The organism is Oleiphilus sp. HI0117, assembly GCF_001635235.1.
Genome location: NZ_LWGA01000413.1, coordinates 1 through 18,779 on the forward strand (window position 1 = coordinate 1; position 18,779 = coordinate 18,779).

Consider the following 18,779-nt stretch of genomic DNA (forward strand, 5'->3'; position numbering starts at 1 on the left):
TAATGATGTAATTTCCTAGTGCTTTATCTACTAATACTAAATCTATTCGGGAAGCAGATAATTTTAATAGGTTCTGTTTATCTGTCGTTACGGGGGCGAGGGTTAGGCCTGCTTCATCGAAGCCTGGTGGGTTGGCGTATCCGCGAACAACGCCGATGGTGTAGGGTTTTAGATCTGAATAACTTTGATAATTGATTTGAGCGTCTTTGCGTTTGAATAAAACTACTTTATTTGCAGGGAGCTCTGCAGAATAGGCGAAATCTTTTTCTCGATCTTTCCTGTACCAGGCGGTATAGATACCGTCGAATTTACCTTCTTTGGTCCATTCTAGCGCTCTAGACCATGGCAGTTGTTCTTTCGTTACTTTGTAATTTTTTAATTTAAAAGCAGCTGAAATGATTTCACTTATAGGGCCTCCATTCTCTAGAGTCTTTCCGTAGTAGGGTGGGTAATCAACGTAAGAAAGGGATACCTGTTTTTCGGAAGAATAAGCAAGGGTTGCTGTAAGTAGCCCCAATAATGCTAAATTTGTAGAGAATAATAAGCTTTTCATAATTTCTACCTAATCACGCTTGATTTATAAGTTATAGTTAATAGCTCGCTTAATATGCTAACCGTTCTTTTATAACCAGTATTGTAGTTTTTCTAACATTTCTTCTGGTGAAAAAGGTTTTGATAAATAGTCGTTCATACCCGCTTCGATACACTTGTCTCGATCGCCTTTCATCGCGTGAGCTGTCATGGCGACCACTGGTATTCTTGTATAATGTTCACCCGCAGACCCTTTTCGAATTTTTCTAGTCGCTTCGTAGCCATCCATAATTGGCATTTGGCAGTCCATTAATATCAGGTCGAATTGTGTATTACTTTCTTTCAATATTTGAATGGCTTCCTGCCCATTATTAGCGGTGGTGCAAGGGTAGTTGTTTTCATCAAGAATCACTTCGGCTATCAATTGGTTTGTTTTGACATCTTCTACCAACAAAATATTGAAACTGCCTAGAGAGGCTTTGTTGTCACGTTCTCGTGGCTCAAGTGTGTTGATGGCTTGTGGCGTTTCCCAATATCTAATAATAGCTGAACGGTAAATGTGCTGCCGCATCCTAATTTACTCACCACGTCTACGTGACCTCCCATCATTTCAGATAGTTCGCGCACGATAGTTAAGCCTAAACCTGTCCCGCCATACTTACGTGTGGTAGAGCTGTCCTCTTGTGAGAAAATATCGAAGATTGTGCCGAGTTTTGCTTGTTTTATACCTACTCCAGTATCAGTAATACTAATACTCACTTTTATTTTATCGCCAACTTCTAAGGTCGAAGCGGTCATTTTGATAATGCCTTGTTCGGTAAACTTTTCTGCATTGCTGACTAGATTCGAAACGATTTGCTTAATTCTATTCGGGTCACCTTTTAAATACTGATGAGAAATGTCTGTGCACTGGAGTTCAAGCTTGACGCCTTTCTTTTCAACAGTCCCTTTCCATAAGCTTTCTTGGTGACGAAGAAGCTCAGAAAGGTCAAAATCGATATATTCGAGTTTTAGCTTGCCAGCTTCTATTTTCGAAATATCTAATATTTCGTTTAGTAGTGACAGTAAGGATTCTGCGCTAGAAAGAGATAGTTCAGCCTGATCTCGCTGCTGTTCGCTTAGATCGCTACCTAGTAGCAAGTGGAGCATACCCATAATGCCGTTCATGGGAGTTCTGATCTCGTGGCTCATGCTGGCTAAAAACTCGCTTTTAGCAACGTCTGCAGCCACGGCTTTTTGTTTTGCATCTACAAGGTCTTGATGAGCCCCTACCTCGGCATCAATGTCCTGCACTGAACCATACAAACGAAGGCAGACTCCATCTTCAAACTCTGCTTCACCGGTACTAGTGATCCAAATATGATGGCCTTTATGTGTTTTTACTTTTAACTGTTCAGCCCAAGGCGTGCCGGATCTGATGGCTTCGAGTTGGAGTGCTTCAAGTTTCCCCATGCTTTGTTCGGGATAGAATTGCTTGATAGAGTCGGGCGTGGGAGTGAAGCTATCGTCTACCTCAAATATCTCTCTCGTTTTTGACGACCAGGTTAGCACTTTACTTTGAACGTCATATTCCCATGCGCCTATTCGTGCCTGGCTGCTCATTGCTTCTAGTAGACTACTCTGTCGCTTAAGCATGCTCGTACGTTTGCTGACAATGTCTTCAAGATTTGAGTTAAGCGAAAGCAAGTTGTTTTTCGATTTATCAAGACGCTTTTTAAGTGATGTGAATACATTATCTAAGCGCCGTAATTCACGGCTATCAAGCCCGGGGTGTGAGAGTTCAGCAGATAGAGTTGGCCTATCGTCATGTATGTTGTCAAAGTCAGTTGTTTCCATCTTAATCAGAAACTTATCAAGTGCTTTAACTAGAAACTTGTTAAACGCCCACAGAAAGAGTATCCATAGCACAATTGACTTAATAACAGCGTTCACCAAAATGAATAGAAAATTGTGTTTAACTTGGTCTATTACTATGTCTCTGCTTGAAAACAAGTAAAGTGTACCCATTTTACGTCCATCGTAGCTCACCTCGAATTCTTGATAGAACTTATTTGCCCAGCTGTCTTTATCTACGTTCTCTTTGGGGCTATTTCCATCGACGAAAATCTGTTTCGATTCTGAATCTATCAGCAGGATTCCTGAAATATCGGCAAGCCCTAATACCCCCTGGAGCGTAGCTTCAAGTTGCTCCATATCATAATTCCACCAAGCTGTGGCAATAGACTTTCCAAAGATCGATTGGTAGGTAATAAGGTTACGGTCTATGCGTAACTTTTGTTGCTGGTACTCGTTATACATATGTACAGCAGTGATCACCAAAGTAATCAGCAATTAGAGTGAAAAGACAACTCTTAGAAGCCTTACACCCAAGCTGTAGCCCTGATTGTTGGCTTTGTCGCCATCGTTCAAAATGATCACCATTGTTAGAAGTGGAAATATCTAAACCACTGATCCTCAAGTGTAGTTTAATGAGAGAAGATCGCTAGTGGGTGAGTGATTCTGAATCAATTTTTGTGGCTCTAGATATGCCGATATGTAGTGTTTTAAGTGGTGAATAGGGGCTGAGCGTTTAGAATTCGGGTTGTTATCTATGCAAATAGCCAAGATGATAAGATGAACAACAATTATCTTTTCAGCTTTGTTTCATGTGTTAAAGTTGCGTTCTAGCGAAAGGCTTACGCTTATTTAGGGTGTATACGCCTTGTATTACTTGTTATGGACACACTATGTATAGATTTATTTTCTTCTCCGTTTTATCTCTTTTTACCTGTTCAGTTTATTCAGCACCTGAAACGCAAGGCTCTGCACTGGATGAGCTTGTAGAGTCTCTGAATAGGATAAAAACTCTTTCTGCGACTTTTGTACAATATTCTGTTGATCAGCGTGGTGCACGTATTCAGGAGTCTAAAGGTGAGCTTAAAGCAGATAGAGCAGGCAAATTCTTCTGGCGTACCTATGAACCGCTCGAACAAATTGTTATCTCTGATGGAAAGGAGGTAACTGTTTATGACCCTGACTTAGAGCAGGCAACTATCCAAGCTGTGGGCTCGCAGGTGCAAACGACTCCCGCAATATTGTTTAGTGGTGATACTCAAAAAATTGGTCAGCTATTTGAGGTAGAAATGGCATGGTTTGAACCATCAATAAGGCAGTTCACTTTAAAGCCAAAATCAGAGGAAAGCTTATTTGAGGGGCTGAAGTTACGTTTCTCTGGTTCGAATGTGAGCGAACTCCGGATCACAGATGCTTTAGGGCAAGAAAGTACAATGAGCTTTATTCAGTCGCAAGTTAATTTAGAGCTGCCAAGTAATACCTTTACGCCTGAATTACCAGAAGGTACTGACATTATTAGAGATGTCCAAATACCCGGCTCATAGGTAGATAGAAAATGTCTTTATTCGATGACGCGCCGCTTTTTAGTGAATCCCAGAAAGAATCTACAAGCAAACGCTATGCGCCTTTAGCTGCGCGTGTAAGACCTGCAGACCTGTCAGAGTATGTTGGTCAAAGTCACCTGGTAGGGCCTTCTCGTCCATTAAGGCAAGCCATAGATAAACAAGCTCTTCATTCTATGATCTTATGGGGGCCGCCTGGCGTCGGCAAGACTACTTTTGCGAATCTATTAGCTGAGCACTTCGATGCCAACTTCTTGCCCTTATCTGCAGTATTGAGTGGTGTGAAAGATATCCGTTCGGCGATTGAACAGGCAAAGATGTATCGTCAACAAACGGGTAGGGACACAATACTTTTCGTAGATGAAGTCCACCGCTTTAATAAGTCCCAGCAAGATGCTTTTTTACCCTTTGTTGAAGATGGCACTGTTATCTTTATCGGCGCGACAACCGAAAACCCCTCGTTTGAATTGAATAATGCATTACTTTCACGTGCAAGGGTTTATGTATTAAAAAAGTTGGACTCGCACGAAACCGCTTTGGTTATAAGCAACGCTTTAGCGCATCGAAATGGCTTCCCCGATATTGACGTGAAAATAGACGAATCGCTAGTCGATATTTTGGCAAAGGTTGCAGATGGTGACGCTCGCAAGGCCTTAAACTTTCTTGAACTAGCAGTTGATCTGGCGGATAGAGATGCTAAGCGGTGCGTCGTTAGTAAAGAGAATATTGAAGAGGTTATCCAAAGTTCGCTTAAGCGCTTCGATAAAGGCGGAGACATCTTCTACGAACAAATATCTGCTCTGCATAAATCTGTTAGAGGTTCTGATCCCGACGCCGCGCTATATTGGTTTGTCCGTATGATTGATGCCGGTTGTGACCCTCTATATATAGCCAGGCGCGTAGTTAGGATGGCGAGTGAGGATATTGGTAATGCAGACCCCCGAGCGTTAACACTTGCTTTAAATGCCTGGGATGTTCAGGAGCGCTTAGGTAGCCCCGAAGGTGAGCTGAGTATAGCGCACGCTGTGATTTACTTAGCTGTCGCCCCAAAGAGCAATGCGGTATACAGCGCTTTTAATGCCTGTCGACGTTTGGTGCAGGAAGGCGGAGATGAGACAGTGCCAATGCATTTAAGAAATGCGCCTACACAGCTCATGAAAGATCAGGGTATGGGAATGGAGTACCGTTACGCTCATGATGAGCCTGATGGCTTTGCTGCTGGTGAATGTTATTTTCCTGAAGACCTTGCTGGCACGCAGTTATATCACCCGGTAAATCGTGGTTTAGAGCTAAAAATTGGCGAAAAAATGGCGCGTCTCAGGCAGTTAAATGCAGAGTCAGAACAAAAAAGATTTCCCTAACTTTGCTACAATTTACTAATAGACTATTTATTCGCCCTAGTCCTAAGGTTGATTTATTGGCGTTAAGTCTTTAGCTATCAGTAATCGAGATTTCATATATGAGTACACACCCTTTTTTAAAGCTGCTATTGAGTATCCTGGCCTTGTCCTTAGTTGCTTGTGGAAGCGGTAGTAAGCTGAGTGATGATACTTACGATGGCTTGGTGACAATCGAAGGCCAGGTGAGCGTAAAGCCTGATACCAATGTAGATCTTGATGTTGAGCAAACATGCTCCACGCTTAGTGAGCAGAATAACTCTCTTTTTTCGGCCCAGCTGGTTAGTAACCCGATTACAATTGGAGGCTACATAAATGGCAAGTCTCAGGATCTTGGTTTTTGCTATCAGTTTGAGGAAGATCTTGATGATTATTACCGAGTTTCCTTGGTCGAAGGCCAGACTGTAAGTTTAAGTGTCTTTCCTGCTAACGAAGAGGAATTCAATATCAATGCCCTTGTTGAACTCAGGGCAGTAGATCAGTCTGGCGTCGTTGTGGCTGAACTATCTATATCAGAACCGGGTGCCAAATCTTTAGTTGTTCCCCTTACCAATGAATACTATGTGCGCGTAGCCACAACACAAGGGCACGATGCGCTACTGTATACGCTATCGCTTTCACAAAACTTAAGTGCTGATAATGCACGCCTGCTAAGTGAAGCGAGTCGCTTAGACTTCGTGCCAGGCGAGGTGCTACTTGCATTCGATCAGAGTTCAAGTGCTCAAGGCGCATCAACACGCAGTCGTTCACTTGATAGCTTGCAACGGACTTTAGTAGAGCGCTACGGACTAGAATATTCCAAGCGGGCGGGTTTGAGTGCAGAGTTATTTCGTTTCGATGCGACCGTTAATAGTAACTTAAGAGTAAATTCAAGCACCTCTTGGTCCAAGGCTAGTAAGCTCGAAAGAAAATGGCGAACGCTGGTTTTGTTAGAAGAGCTAAAAGCACTAGATGGTATTGAGGTCGCAGAGCCAAACTACTATCGCCGAGCTACCTTCGTCCCGAACGACAGTCGTTATTCAGAACAGTGGAATCTGTCACTACTTAAGGTTGAAGATGCATGGAATACTGCTACAGGTGACGGGGTAATTGTTGCTGTCATCGACAGTGGAATCAATCCCGATCATCCTGATCTGCGCAACCAGTTGACTACAAGTGGTTACGATTTTATTTCCGACACAGAATATTCCGGAGACGAAGACGGTTTCGATGATGACCCTACGGATTTGAGTCGAGTGCATCATGGTTCGCATGTTGCTGGAATTGTCGCTGCCCAAAGTAATAATAGTGAAGGCATATCGGGTGTAGCATTTAATTCAAGAGTCATGGCTCTTCGCGTTCTAGGGGTAGAAAATGAAGACGGTGTTAGCCAAGGAACCGATGCGGACTTGGCGAATGCGATCATGTATGCAGGAGGCTTAGACAATGATAGCGGTGAGCTGCCTAGTGACCCTGCCGATGTGATCAATCTTTCTCTCGGTGGCGAAGGCTTCTCTGATACCTTGAAGACCGCAATCGATGCAGTTATTGCTAAAGGCATTATCGTAATTGCTGCAGCGGGGAATGAGTCGAGTAGCGAAAAGTTTTATCCGGCTGCATTTGACGGTGTGACGGCAGTGAGTTCGGTGACGTCAGAGTTAGCCTTATCCGGTTTTTCTAACTACGGAACATACATTGATGTGGCAGCGCCCGGCGGCTCTTCCAACGAGCAATCTACGATTGAAGGTCAGCAAGGTATTATCAGTACTGTCTCTGGGGCGGGATATAGTGAGTACCTAGGAACCTCAATGGCCGCCCCCCATGTTTCAGGTGTGGCTGCGCTAATGAAGTCGGTAGATCCTGATCTCAATGCTTCAAGTTTTAGCTACGCATTAGAGAACGGCCTCATCACTGACTTGATTGGTGGTTCATCCAGTTTCGGCAATGGCCTAATTAATGCGCATAAAGCCGTTGCATGGGCATCTGGAAGCAACGATATACCTGACTCCTTGTATTACTTTCCGCAATCGTTCTCTTTCTTTAATGATGCTGTCAATGCAAAGCTATATTTGTCTAACCCAGGCAATGGTAGCGTTATTGTCTCCGGTATTACACCAAGTGAAGCTGACGCCAGTTGGTTAGATGTTCGTCAGGATGATACAGATTCCAATGGTTTAGGGATCTATACGGTAGAAATTAATAGTGCAGCGATTCCAGTAAACACCTTTAAGAAAGGTAGTTTGATCATAGAATATCAAATAAATGATGGTGCGGTGCAAACTGCATCGCTTGATGTAATCGCATCGAATACTATTTCTGGTAACGAATCGGTCGGTAATCTTTATATATCGCTTATTGCCTTAGATGAGGTTTTGAACGCTTTGCCAGAAGAACCTATTTTTGCTACATCTACCGTGGCAGGATCTTTGTCTGACGGTGTATACAGCTATCGCTTTGAGAATATCCCGGTCGGCGAGTATTTTGTTAGAGCAAGTACCAATAATGATGGCGATGAGCGCTCATTTGACGATGGAGAAGCAAAAGGAATCTATCCGAATTACTACTCGTTCGAGACCTTAAACGCAAATCGGGAAGTGATCAGTGGCATTGACTTTAGTGTTCAGTTCTTTGAATCAAATATCGAGGCTCTCGATGTGCTTGAGATTGGTGCGAGTCACTACCCCTTAGACTTAAGTGAAGACTAGGTATTGGCAGCCTCTCTATTCTCGGTTAAGCTTCACTAAATAAAATCCCTCCTCATTAATAGCAGCATAAGAAGTATATGGCAGACAATAACTCATCTCCGAAGCAATATAACGCCGACTCAATCGAAGTACTAAGTGGTTTGGACCCGGTTAAGAAAAGACCGGGGATGTATACTGAAACCACTCGGCCCAATCACCTTGCTCAGGAAGTAATCGATAACAGTGTCGATGAAGCGCTTGCGGGTCACGCCAGTAAAATTGATGTTGTATTGTATGAAGATGGTTCTTTGTCAGTTGCCGATAACGGGCGCGGGATGCCCGTAGATATTCACTCTGAAGAAGGTGTACCAGGGGTAGAACTAATCTTAAGTAAGCTACATGCTGGCGGTAAGTTCTCCAATGAAAACTACAACTTCTCGGGCGGTCTACACGGCGTTGGTGTATCGGTTGTAAACGCTTTGACTACCAAGCTTGAAATTTTGATCAAGCGCGATGGAAAGCTACATAAGATAGCCTTTGCTGACGGTTTTAAAACTGAAGACTTACATGTGATTGATTCGGTGGGTAAGCGTAATACGGGAACGGAGTTACGCTTTTGGCCTGATGCACAATACTTTGATACGGTGAAGTTCTCAGTTAGTCGTTTACGCCACATTCTTCGTGCCAAGGCCGTATTGTGTCCTGGTCTGGCAGTTACTTTTACTAATAAACAGACCGATGAAAAAGACGAATGGCACTTCCAGGATGGCTTAAAAGACTACCTATTGTCGGCAACTAACGGTCTAGAAACTTGCCCCTCAGCCCCTTTTAGTGGATCAATGGCCGGTAATACCGAAGCTGTAGACTGGGCCATACAATGGTTAGTTGAAGGTGGTGAGATAACTCAGGAGAGCTACGTTAACTTGATACCTACTGCTCAAGGTGGAACGCATGTTAACGGCTTTCGTACCGGCTGCTTGGAAGCGATGAGAGAGTTTTGTGAGTTCAGAAACCTCCTTCCGCGTGGTATCAAACTGAGCTCTGAAGATATATGGGACAAGAGCTGTTTTGTTCTATCAGCCAAGCTTCAAGACCCTCAATTTTCCGGACAGACTAAAGAGCGCCTATCTTCGCGTGAAGCTGCCGCCTTTATTTCCGGTGTCGTCAAAGACTCCTTCAGTTTGTGGCTTAATCAGCATACTGATGATGCTGAAAAGTTAGCAGAGCTGTGTATCAGTAATGCTCAGAAGCGCCTAAAAGCAGCGAAGAAAGTTGTTCGTAAGAAAGTGACCTCCGGCCCGGCATTGCCTGGTAAGCTTGCTGATTGCTCTGGTGTAGAGACTATGAACTCCGAGTTGTTTCTAGTAGAGGGTGACTCGGCTGGTGGCTCAGCCAAACAGGCGCGTGACCGTGAATATCAAGCGATTATGCCGCTCAGAGGTAAGATCCTAAACACATGGGAAGTAGACTCTGGTCAGATTTTAGCCTCACAAGAAGTGCATGATATCGCAGTAGCCTTGGGGGTCGATCCAAATTCAGAGGACTTAGAAGGCCTACGTTACGGTAAAGTTTGTATCTTGGCAGATGCTGATTCAGATGGTCTTCATATCGCAACCTTACTTTGCGCTTTGTTTGTTAAACACTTTAGAACTTTGGTCGAACGTGGTCACGTGTTCGTTGCGATGCCACCATTATATCGAATTGATATCGGTAAAGAGGTTTATTACGCGTTAGACGAAGCTGAACGAAAGGGTATTCTTGACCGTATCGAAGCGGAAAAGAAAAGGGGAAAAATAAACGTCCAGCGCTTCAAAGGGCTAGGTGAAATGAACCCGCTTCAGCTGCGTGAAACAACAATGGCCCGTGACACTCGCCGCCTAGTGCAACTTACCATTGATGATCATGACCTCACCAACGAGAACATGGATATGTTATTGGGTAAAAAACGTGCCGCAGATCGTAAAGCCTGGTTAGAAGAGAAGGGCGATCTAGCTGAGATTTGATCTTAAATATTGGCCAAATAGCTTATCGGCTTAAAGCCATTCAAGTTCGTCAAGCGCTTTACGCGCTTCTGCAAGACTGCAATTAGTTTCAGCAACGAGCTGATTAACTGTAATCGCCGGTGCTTGGCGCGCAATGGTGACTAACTGTTCATGTGAGTGCGTCTTTTCTTGTTGCGCGAGCAACTTGGCAATCCATAGCCAGCTTGGCTCATCTGAGTTGTATAGTTCGTTGACAACCGTTTTCTTATCTTGATAAGACAGCTCTAGCTTCCAATTACGTGATCGACCTTTTCTAGTGAGTTTTCCTCCATTCTTTTTCAATAGAGCTTTTAATTGATCCGTATGTTTTGTGCGTCTTACTAAGCTGTTTAGTGTTATTTCTATATGAGTGTTCATATTGAGCTTGTGTACAAAACCTGTACTAACTTTTAAGGTGGTATAAATGTCACGAAAATGTCGACAGCTTTGTTTTCTAAAAATGTTTAGATATTCCATTATTGATTTTTAGATAGTCATAGTGACTATCATATCAAAAACTCGTTGCGGTCAATATTAAGCGTCAGGCAGAACGTACTATTAGATTTCCCTGAATAGTAACGATAAAAGCAAGCTCTTTGGCGAGTCAAATTTATACAGCGGGCGTATGGCTATGGGTGTGCCTTATTTATCGAAAAAAGCGCTAACCAATGTCAGGGGGCGTTAGGAAAAGGGTACTGCAGGGTAGATTGCAGTACCGTAAAGACTTAGTTTTACCTTGATGTGCAGTTACCCCACTTACACTCAATCAATACGTAAGAGTCATCAGCGCAAACGGCTTCGAATATTTCTAAGGGCCAGTTCGATTTGAGTGTCGTAATTTCAGCTCCAGGGCAGATGGTACGATGCGCCAGCCTGCGTGCATTCATGCTACTTCTAGAGAAGGAGACACCGGTCTTATTGACGATTTTTGCCTGTTCCAGCTCTAAGTCCTGACCGCGTGTCTTTTTGTCTTGCATTAATTTGAGGAGCAATCCGTAGCGCTCATTGTTCTCGCTAAGGTCACGTTCACCATCTCGATAGGAGGTCATTAACTCAATGCAGCCACTTTCTTCTAGACCATTTTCGATTACTTGTTTAGCTTGCTTTTCTGCGGCTTGAACAATGTCGAAATTTAGACCCATTGCGTATCTAGCTCCGGTTTCCTGACGGTCGCCGGTTAGTTTGATTAGGTTGTAAGAAAAACCGTAATCAGCGGCTTCAACGACAACGCCGTTTCTTTCCCACCACTCCTTTTTAGCACGCCAAACTTGCTGTTCTGAGCGCTTACTTAGGTTTGTGCAGTGATCAGCAAGCTTTCTAAAGGTGACATCTTCAACCAGGGTCTGGAAAATGGCTTGTTCTTGTGGCTTTCGAGTAGGCCCCGAACAGGCTGCAATGAAAAAGGCTAGAATTATGACACTGGTACGTAAAAGCACGCTGTACTCCTGAGATCTGTTGGCAACTGGCAATGAATTAGTTCAGAAATTTTTCTGAACTGATCAATTAAGTGTAATGCTAAACGCGAGAATGTAAATGTCGAATGCTTAGTTATGTTCGCAATGTTAGAGATGTACGATCGTTTAGGTATCTTGGCTTATTCAGGTACAGAAGATCGTTTTGATTTGAGCAGGTTAACTATGTTTTCCCGATACAGCATTAAGAGTGAAATAACGAAGAATAAAGCATGAACAGCCCACATTCCGATAGCCGGTGGTAGATCGCCTTTTTCAACTTTACTGCGCGCTGTCATCAATAACCCGAGATAGGCTACATAGATTAGCATTGCTGGGAATAGGTGGACAAAGCGACCCTGTCTGGGGTTAACCTTGCTGAAGGCAACCGCTAGCAAGCAAACGATAGGTGCTAGGAAGGGGAGTGAAAGCCGCCACTGAAGTTCGGCCGCTGAAGCGTTGTCTTGGGCGCTCAACAACTGACTGGTCGGCCGAGCAGCTATCTTATAAGATTTCGCTTCTTTCACTGTTTGGTCATCAATTCTTACACCCAGCATATCAAACTGCATGACTTTAAATGCATTCTCTCCAGGGCTACCAAGATAGCGCGTGCCATTGTGGAGTAGTAGAAACTTTTCACCTGTTGTTTCATTGGTATTCATTACGCCATATTCAGCGTAAGTTTGTGACTGCCTCTCGGTTTCCGCAATATATACACCAAATAGCGTTTTTTTATCGTCGCTAATAGACTCTACATAGGTGACTCTTCCTTGGGAACGCTGCTCTTGAAAGCGTCCTGCAAATAATAATTCAAACTCTGATAGATTTGCGCTCTCGGTTAACAAGTCTTTTGCTTTCTGAAAACCCCATGGTGTTGCGTATAGGCTGGTTGTACCGACGAAAATTGCGATAAGTACAGAGAGGCTAAGAGACATTTTCAGTAGACGGTTTCGGCTCATGCCGCAGGAGTGCAAAACGGTCATTTCGCTTTCAAGGTACATGCGCCCATAAGCGAGCAAAATACCAATATAGAACCCTAGAGGTAAAATGACTTGTAGAAACTCCGGTAGGCGATAGGCCATAACGGGAAACAAAACATCAGCTGAAAGCCGTCCTGATGCAACTTTATCCAGGTAGCGTATAAAGCGGCCACTCATAAATACCAACAGCAGAATAAATGTTACTGACAGCATTGAGACGAATACTTGTCGCGCTAAATACCTAAAGATTATCAAGTGTGACCCTTTCACTCGTAAAATTATTAAAGCCGCCCGATTGGAACGTCGATTTGTATAGTGTGGCAGCAGCTAAATTTGCTTCACCTAGTAAAATCGAGGCAAGTGTACCACGATAAGTAAAATGGTTGCAGCGGGTAGCACTTAGTTAGCATGATCGAAAGGCATAATCGATAAGATTTGTTTCGATTGGCCAGGAAGGATGGATGGAGGTAGTTGATAATCACCAATTGCATAACGATGAAGCGCTAGGACCTGGTTTCGAAAGCGTCCAAACATACGTTTTATTTGATGGTACCGGCCTTCTTGTAGGCTTAGTTCTGCTTCAAACTCAGAAAGAATCTTAAGTTCGACAGGGCGAGTATGAATGTTTTCGTAAGCGAAGTGCATGCCTTCAGCAAAGGCTTTTATATATTCATGGCTTATAGGCTTGGCCAGTCGAACACGATATCTTTTAAGTACTCCGCAATTAGCATCGCTTAGTTGTCTTGACCATTCTCCGTCATTTGTAAGCAATACAAGGCCGGTAGAGTTTAAATCAAGACGACCGGCTATATGCAATTGATCCTTAAAATCGTAAGGAAGTAAGTCAATCACAGTTTTGTGTTGCTTATCCTTGGTTGCGCATACAACGCCCTTAGGCTTATTGAGCATTAGGTAAAGTGCATGATTATTCTGTATATCTGTTTTATCAACCGTGACGCGAGTGAATTGTTTAATCGGTAAACTGGCGAATGAAGCAGGAACATCATTAACTAGGACTCTTCTTTGCGCAATGAGAGTTTGAACTTCTCTTTTGCTAATCGAAAGTTTTTTGCTTACTAGGCGATCAAGGCGAGTTGCAGAGTATCCCATAGTTAAATGCCCGGTCATTTATATAGCTGTTTCGCCGGGCACTTTACAGAACTTTATAGAAAAATTAAACAGATCTTACGCAGCGCTCAGCTTACTCTTGGATGACTTTGTTTTAGGTGAAATAACCTGTATCTCGGCAGTTCCTGGTTTGGCAGTGTTTAACAAACTAGCAAACTTGTTTTTAATAGAGGCCAAACCAGGTACTTTTTCAGTAATTTTTTCGCTTACCTTTTCGGGAAGAGAGTGTTCTACCAAGCGCCTGGCAACGGTACCTAACATTGGCACCATTTTCCCTTTAGCATAAGGAACGCCATAGCGCTCGCAGATATTCTGGACTTTTGGGCCAAGCTCTCGATAACGCCACGCTGGCAGGTCTGGGTAGAGATGGTGCTCTATCTGGTGACTCAAATGCCCACTCATAATGTGAGTTAAAAGGCCCCCTTCAAAATTGCTGGAACCAAGAATTTGGCGTAGATACCACTGTCCCTTTGTCTCTGCCTCCATTTCCTTTTCAGTGAAGGTGAAATTGCCATCAGGTAGATGACCGCAGTAAATAACAGCAAAAGCCCACACGTTTCTAATTACTTGGGCGCTTACATTTCCGGCAAGAACCTTTGGTGCTAGTGGCCCGGCAAGTGCGGGGTAGAAGACATACTCCTTGAGGCCTTTCTTGCTTGCTTTGGCGACAAATTCTTTAAGTTCCTGAAATACTTCCGGAAGAGGCAGTAGGTCATCGTGTTCTGCCTGACGTAACCATTTTGGTAGCAAGTACTGAGTAAGCTGAAGATCATACAGGCTTACCGAAAACTCAAATGCCAATGCATTGGCGACATTGAATGGAACCTGTAGCAAGTGAATCGGTTTCCATTCAATATCTTCAGAAAAACGGTATAGACCAAAGCCGTAATCGGTATCTTTACCTATTACGTTGGTATATGCGTGGTGGTGATGGTTATGTGCTCGTTTCCAGTTTTTAGCGGTGCCAGTCATCGTCCACTCATAGTCAGAGTTATACGTTTCATCGCCCATGAAATCATATTGACCGTGAATAACGTTGTGGCCTATCTCCATATTTTCGAGAATATGTGCTGCGCTCAAGCTGGCGACACCCAGGGCCCAGCTAACCGGTTCGATACTAAAATGAATCAATAGGCGACCTGATATTTCCAAATAACGCTGTATGTCGACAATTTGTTGAAAATAGTCGATATCTTCTTTTCCTAGCTTTGACTCGATAGAGTAGCGTAACTCGTCCAGTTCTTTTTGGAAGTCATTGATTTGCTGAGGGCTTAAATCTGGCTTATCGCTACTTTTAAACGCTGTTTTAATATCGACCAGTGTTTTTTTTGTACTTTCTTGAACCTTGCTTTGATTGCTCATAAAACTGTCCTATAACTCGATGTGAGTTGCTGTTTTCGCAACGGATATGCAGGGAAGGATGTAGTCATTATCTTTTGTCGACTCTTCCCCGGTTGCTAGATTGACGGTAGTGCCTGAAACTTTCTTGCAGCGGCAGGTTCGGCAGATTCCGGTGCGGCATGCTGATTTAGGCTTCAAACCGGCCGCTTCAGCTTCCTGCAATATTGTTCTTGCTGGGCTTGATACGACTGATGCATCTAAGGAGTCGAATTGAAGCTCGCTCGAGTAGCCTAATGTACTGGCATCAGCCAGGTCTGAAGTGAAGTTCTCTAGATGGATTTTTGAAGGGGCTATGCTTAGCTGCTCAAATATTTCCATAGATGCCTTCATAAAACCTTGGGGGCCACACATGTAGATGTCGCGACTTGATAAGTCAGGAACGAGTGATTGAAGTTGTGAACTATTTATTAGGCCGCTTTTCTTTCCGCGTGAGCCAGTTTCTAGCACAAACTGACTATTAATATTTGAGCGACTGCTTGTTAACTCTTCAATCTCTTTTTTAAAAATAAGATCTTTGGCTGACTTAGCGTAATTTATAAACACAATATCACTGCGGTTACCTGTTTTTGACAGGTAGCGAAGCATTGACATGACGGGAGTTATGCCGCTTCCTGCAGAGAGAAAAAGAATCTTTCCTGGAGGGTGGTAGGGTAATACAAATTGTCCCTGCGCCTTACTGACATTGATTTCGTCTCCAACTTTAAGCTGTGAGAATAGCCAGTTTGAAGCTAATCCTTTTTCTATGCACTTAACCGTAATGGCGTACTCGTTTTGTTGTGCATGATCAAAGCCTAGCTCTGGCTGTGAAGACAAGGTGTATGTTCTTTCAACGGTTTCGCCTTTATTGTCGAACTTTATATTAATATGAGAGCCAGCGCTGTGATGATTTAAAGACTGTTTAGTTTTGAAGTAATAACTTTTGGTATCGTGTGTCTCTTTGACTATCCGGCTAATGCGTGCATTAATGGTAGGGGAGCGTTCATCAATAACTTCGCTCGCTGGTTTGTTTAGTCCAGCAGTGCTCTTGAAAAGATCTGCTACTTTCCGAGGCAGTTGCTTTAAAGACGCAACATCATTGAATGGTCGTTTCTGGCTGAGTGTGTCCATAATTTTCCTCGAGAGTGGTAGTAATTTAGGAGAACAGTTGTACTCTTAGATATAGACGTTATAGAAGGGGGTGTTGTTTGTCAATATAAACTTACAGGTGTACTCTGGAGTTTGATGTATGTCAGTTTATTGAAGGGGGGAGTTTTATAGGTGTAGAGTGGTGGCATTAGCAAGTCTATAAAAAATTCTTATAGCATTAGCTGTTGATTAATAGGTGTACCCAGATGCTGGCAGCGTAGCCGAGCGCGATGACTGGCGTCCATCTTAAATGGCTGAAGAAGGTATACTTTCCCCGAGCCTGGCCCATTAGAGCGACACCTGCGGCCGAACCGATTGATAACAGGCTGCCGCCAACACCGGCGGTCAGTGTGACCAATAGCCACTGTACGTGTGGCATGTCAGGGTTCATTGTTAGAATGGCGTACATCACCGGGATATTGTCAATTAAAGCAGATAAGACACCCACCATGATATTAGCGTTTGTTGCGCCAAATTCACCGTAGATATACTCAGAGCTAATTCCAAGGTAGCCAAGGAATCCCAGGCCTCCAACAGCCATTATGACGCCATAAAAAAAGAATAGCGTGTCCCACTCAGCATGGGCGATTTTAGAGAATACATCAAAGTCATAAGGGTCTTGGTTCGCGCCGGGAGGGTACTCAGAGCCGTGGTTCCAGGATTTGGACTTTTGGTTGAGGAAGTAACCGTAGAATTTAAGGTAGGCAAGGCCTGTGAGCATGCCAAATACCGGTGGGATGTGTAAGACGCTATGAAAGGTGACAGCCGTCGCAATAGTTAGGATAAATAAAATAGCTATAGGAACTCCACCAAACTTAACCGGGCGAGCATTTCCTTCAGGGTCATCGGGTGTGCCTTTATGGATTGCAAAGTGCATGATGCTTGCGGGAACTAAAAAGTTGACCAAGGAGGGGAGAAAGAGTGCAAAAAAATCGCTGAATTCGATAATACCTTTTTGCCAGACCATTAGCGTGGTGATGTCGCCGAAGGGGCTGAATGCGCCACCGGCATTTGCTGCGACAACAATGTTAACGCAGCTGACCGAGACGAAGTTAGACTTACCATTTGCGACAGCGATAACGACGGCGCAAAGTATAAGTGCGGTAGTTAGATTGTCTGCGATCGGTGAAATTACGAACGCCAGGAAACCTGTGAACCAGAAAAGTTGGCGATAACTAAAACCTTTTGATATTAGCCAGTAACGTAAATCATCAAACAACCCTCTCTCTACCATGGCATTAATATAGGTCATGGCGACAAGTAAGAAGAAAAATAGCTCACTATATTCAAGGAAGTTATGCCGGATTGCAGGCTCAATTAATTCGCTATCACCAGAGCGGTGGTACGCAAAAGCAATAATAATCCATATCAGAGAGGCGGCTAGAAGAACTGGTTTGGACTTTCGCAGGTGTATTTTTTCTTCAAGTACGACAAAAACATAAGCGAGACAGAAGACGCTTAATGCCAGATAGCCAGTCCATGACGAGCTTAAATCATAGGGCTTAATCAGTTGTGGCTCACTATGCGCATTGGTAGCGAGTAGCGTGCAAGCGATTACTAATACAAAGCGTAAGCCTGGCATGATTATGGGTAGAGGCTTGAGCATAGTGCTTCAAATCATTGTTGTTTTTGGATAGTTGATGATAAACAACTTTATCTCGTTTTGACCAGTGTCTCTAAGGCTTAATATGTGCGTATGGGGGCTAATTAGACGATTCTAGACGTAAATCAATTTGGGGAAGGGAATTCTAGGCAAGGTTTATAGAGACGGCTAGCCAGAAGCGAAAGGTTCTGGCTAGTTTGGGCGTCGCGATGTGTCGCTCTATTTACCGCACTCATCCTCTAGGCGGCTGATAGTTTCCATCATGTCAAGCCGACAACTGAGCATTAGCTCTTCAAGGTCGTCTTTACTAAGGTCTTTTGTTTCAATGGGTGGAAGTATTTCGATAATCGCCTGACCATTCGTGCGGTTGTTGAGACTAAAACCTTTTAAGTAAGGGCTTGTACATACGGGAACAATAGGAACGCCTGCGTTGATGGCCGTTACAAATGCGCCTTTTTTAAATGGAAGCATGTTCTTGCCACGATTACGTGTGCCTTCTGCAAAAAACCAAATATTGGTTTTCTTTTCAGTGAGGGCTGTTTTGGTAATCTCCATTGCTTCCATCGCTTTTTTAGGGTTACCTCGGTCAACTAACACGTTGCCAGCTAGCCAGTAAAGCTGGCCAAAAAATGGAATCCATTTAAGGCTTTTTTTACCCAAGCTGACTGTGCGTGGCGGCACGGAATATCCAGTTACAAATAAGTCCCAGTTGCTTTGGTGATTGGCTACCACGATAAAAGGACGATCGCTTGGATAATTATGGGCGTTAACCAATTTTGGCTTAATACCAATAATAGGCAGGCCGAAAAACGCAAATGTCTGTGCGCACCAGCGGCTGTTAGTCGGGTGAAAGGGGCGAATAATTCCGTAAAGAAGGCCGAGAGCGCAACTGATGACAAAGTGAATAGATAATAAGGAATAACGAATAAAACGAATCATTAGACTCTCAGTGCAAGTAATTAAAGTTTGAGTACAAGTGTACGCTATTGGGCGAACTCATTACAGTGTCTTGGATTGAATCATTGGAAATTAATGGTTGAATCTACAACTGAAAAGAGTTCAACACGATCATCGTGCTGAGTGT

The 18,779-nt window shown here is 43.6% G+C and carries 15 protein-coding genes; 4 read left to right on the top strand and 11 right to left on the bottom strand.

The window, feature by feature from the left end; all coding sequences use genetic code 11:
- The 3 genes from A3757_RS04835 to A3757_RS04845 form a co-directional block, all read right to left on the bottom strand.
- Positions 1 to 553 (bottom strand): ABC transporter substrate-binding protein (locus A3757_RS04835; RefSeq protein ID WP_068739239.1); only part of this gene is annotated, 553 nt, incomplete at its 3' end.
- 69 nt (positions 554 to 622) lie between these two features.
- Entirely contained in the window at positions 623 to 985 is a 363-nt protein-coding gene (locus A3757_RS04840) for a response regulator (RefSeq protein ID WP_068552638.1), read from the bottom strand.
- A 14-nt stretch (positions 986 to 999) separates the two neighbouring features.
- On the bottom strand, positions 1,000 to 2,829 hold the full coding sequence (locus tag A3757_RS04845) for an ATP-binding protein (protein WP_068552639.1): 1,830 nt from the start codon (positions 2,827 to 2,829) through the stop codon (positions 1,000 to 1,002).
- A 428-nt stretch (positions 2,830 to 3,257) separates the two neighbouring features.
- Here A3757_RS04845 and lolA point away from each other — a divergent pair, with 428 nt between their 5' ends.
- From lolA to parE, 4 genes are all read left to right on the top strand, one after another.
- The gene (lolA, locus tag A3757_RS04850) at positions 3,258 to 3,908 is read left to right on the top strand and encodes an outer membrane lipoprotein chaperone LolA (protein WP_068511490.1); all 651 of its coding nucleotides are present in this window, start codon (positions 3,258 to 3,260) and stop codon (positions 3,906 to 3,908) included.
- A gap of 11 nt (positions 3,909 to 3,919) precedes the next feature.
- A complete protein-coding gene (locus tag A3757_RS04855; RefSeq protein ID WP_068511488.1) occupies positions 3,920 to 5,287 on the top strand; it encodes a replication-associated recombination protein A in 1,368 nt (455 codons plus the stop codon).
- A gap of 98 nt (positions 5,288 to 5,385) precedes the next feature.
- Positions 5,386 to 8,007, top strand: a complete 2,622-nt coding sequence (locus tag A3757_RS04860) for a S8 family serine peptidase (RefSeq protein ID WP_068511485.1) — start codon at positions 5,386 to 5,388, stop codon at positions 8,005 to 8,007.
- 77 nt (positions 8,008 to 8,084) lie between these two features.
- Positions 8,085 to 9,989: a DNA topoisomerase IV subunit B gene (parE, locus tag A3757_RS04865; RefSeq protein ID WP_068554448.1), complete on the top strand. Its 1,905-nt coding sequence runs from the start codon at positions 8,085 to 8,087 to the stop codon at positions 9,987 to 9,989.
- 30 nt (positions 9,990 to 10,019) lie between these two features.
- On the opposite strand, the gene A3757_RS04870 is transcribed toward parE, so the two are convergent.
- From A3757_RS04870 to A3757_RS04905, 8 genes are all read right to left on the bottom strand, one after another.
- A complete protein-coding gene (locus A3757_RS04870; RefSeq protein WP_082885880.1) occupies positions 10,020 to 10,484 on the bottom strand; it encodes a ribosome recycling factor family protein in 465 nt (154 codons plus the stop codon).
- A gap of 254 nt (positions 10,485 to 10,738) precedes the next feature.
- Complete coding sequence (locus tag A3757_RS04875) at positions 10,739 to 11,443, bottom strand: hypothetical protein (RefSeq protein WP_068516096.1); 705 nt, start codon at positions 11,441 to 11,443, stop codon at positions 10,739 to 10,741.
- Positions 11,444 to 11,601: 158 nt separating this feature from the next.
- Positions 11,602 to 12,708, bottom strand: coding sequence for an LPS export ABC transporter permease LptF (gene lptF / locus A3757_RS04880; protein WP_255374947.1), 1,107 nt, complete (start codon positions 12,706 to 12,708; stop codon positions 11,602 to 11,604).
- Between the two features lie 129 nt (positions 12,709 to 12,837).
- Positions 12,838 to 13,548, bottom strand: coding sequence for a pseudouridine synthase (locus tag A3757_RS04885; RefSeq protein ID WP_068516111.1), 711 nt, complete (start codon positions 13,546 to 13,548; stop codon positions 12,838 to 12,840).
- Positions 13,549 to 13,623: 75 nt separating this feature from the next.
- Positions 13,624 to 14,928: an acyl-CoA desaturase gene (locus A3757_RS04890; protein ID WP_068516104.1), complete on the bottom strand. Its 1,305-nt coding sequence runs from the start codon at positions 14,926 to 14,928 to the stop codon at positions 13,624 to 13,626.
- A gap of 9 nt (positions 14,929 to 14,937) precedes the next feature.
- Positions 14,938 to 16,074: a flavin reductase family protein gene (locus tag A3757_RS04895; RefSeq protein ID WP_068554450.1), complete on the bottom strand. Its 1,137-nt coding sequence runs from the start codon at positions 16,072 to 16,074 to the stop codon at positions 14,938 to 14,940.
- A gap of 196 nt (positions 16,075 to 16,270) precedes the next feature.
- The gene (gene nhaD, locus A3757_RS04900; RefSeq protein ID WP_231872250.1) at positions 16,271 to 17,698 is read right to left on the bottom strand and encodes a sodium:proton antiporter NhaD; all 1,428 of its coding nucleotides are present in this window, start codon (positions 17,696 to 17,698) and stop codon (positions 16,271 to 16,273) included.
- A gap of 216 nt (positions 17,699 to 17,914) precedes the next feature.
- Positions 17,915 to 18,634: a 1-acyl-sn-glycerol-3-phosphate acyltransferase gene (locus A3757_RS04905; protein ID WP_068510984.1), complete on the bottom strand. Its 720-nt coding sequence runs from the start codon at positions 18,632 to 18,634 to the stop codon at positions 17,915 to 17,917.
- Positions 18,635 to 18,779 lie beyond the last annotated feature (145 nt).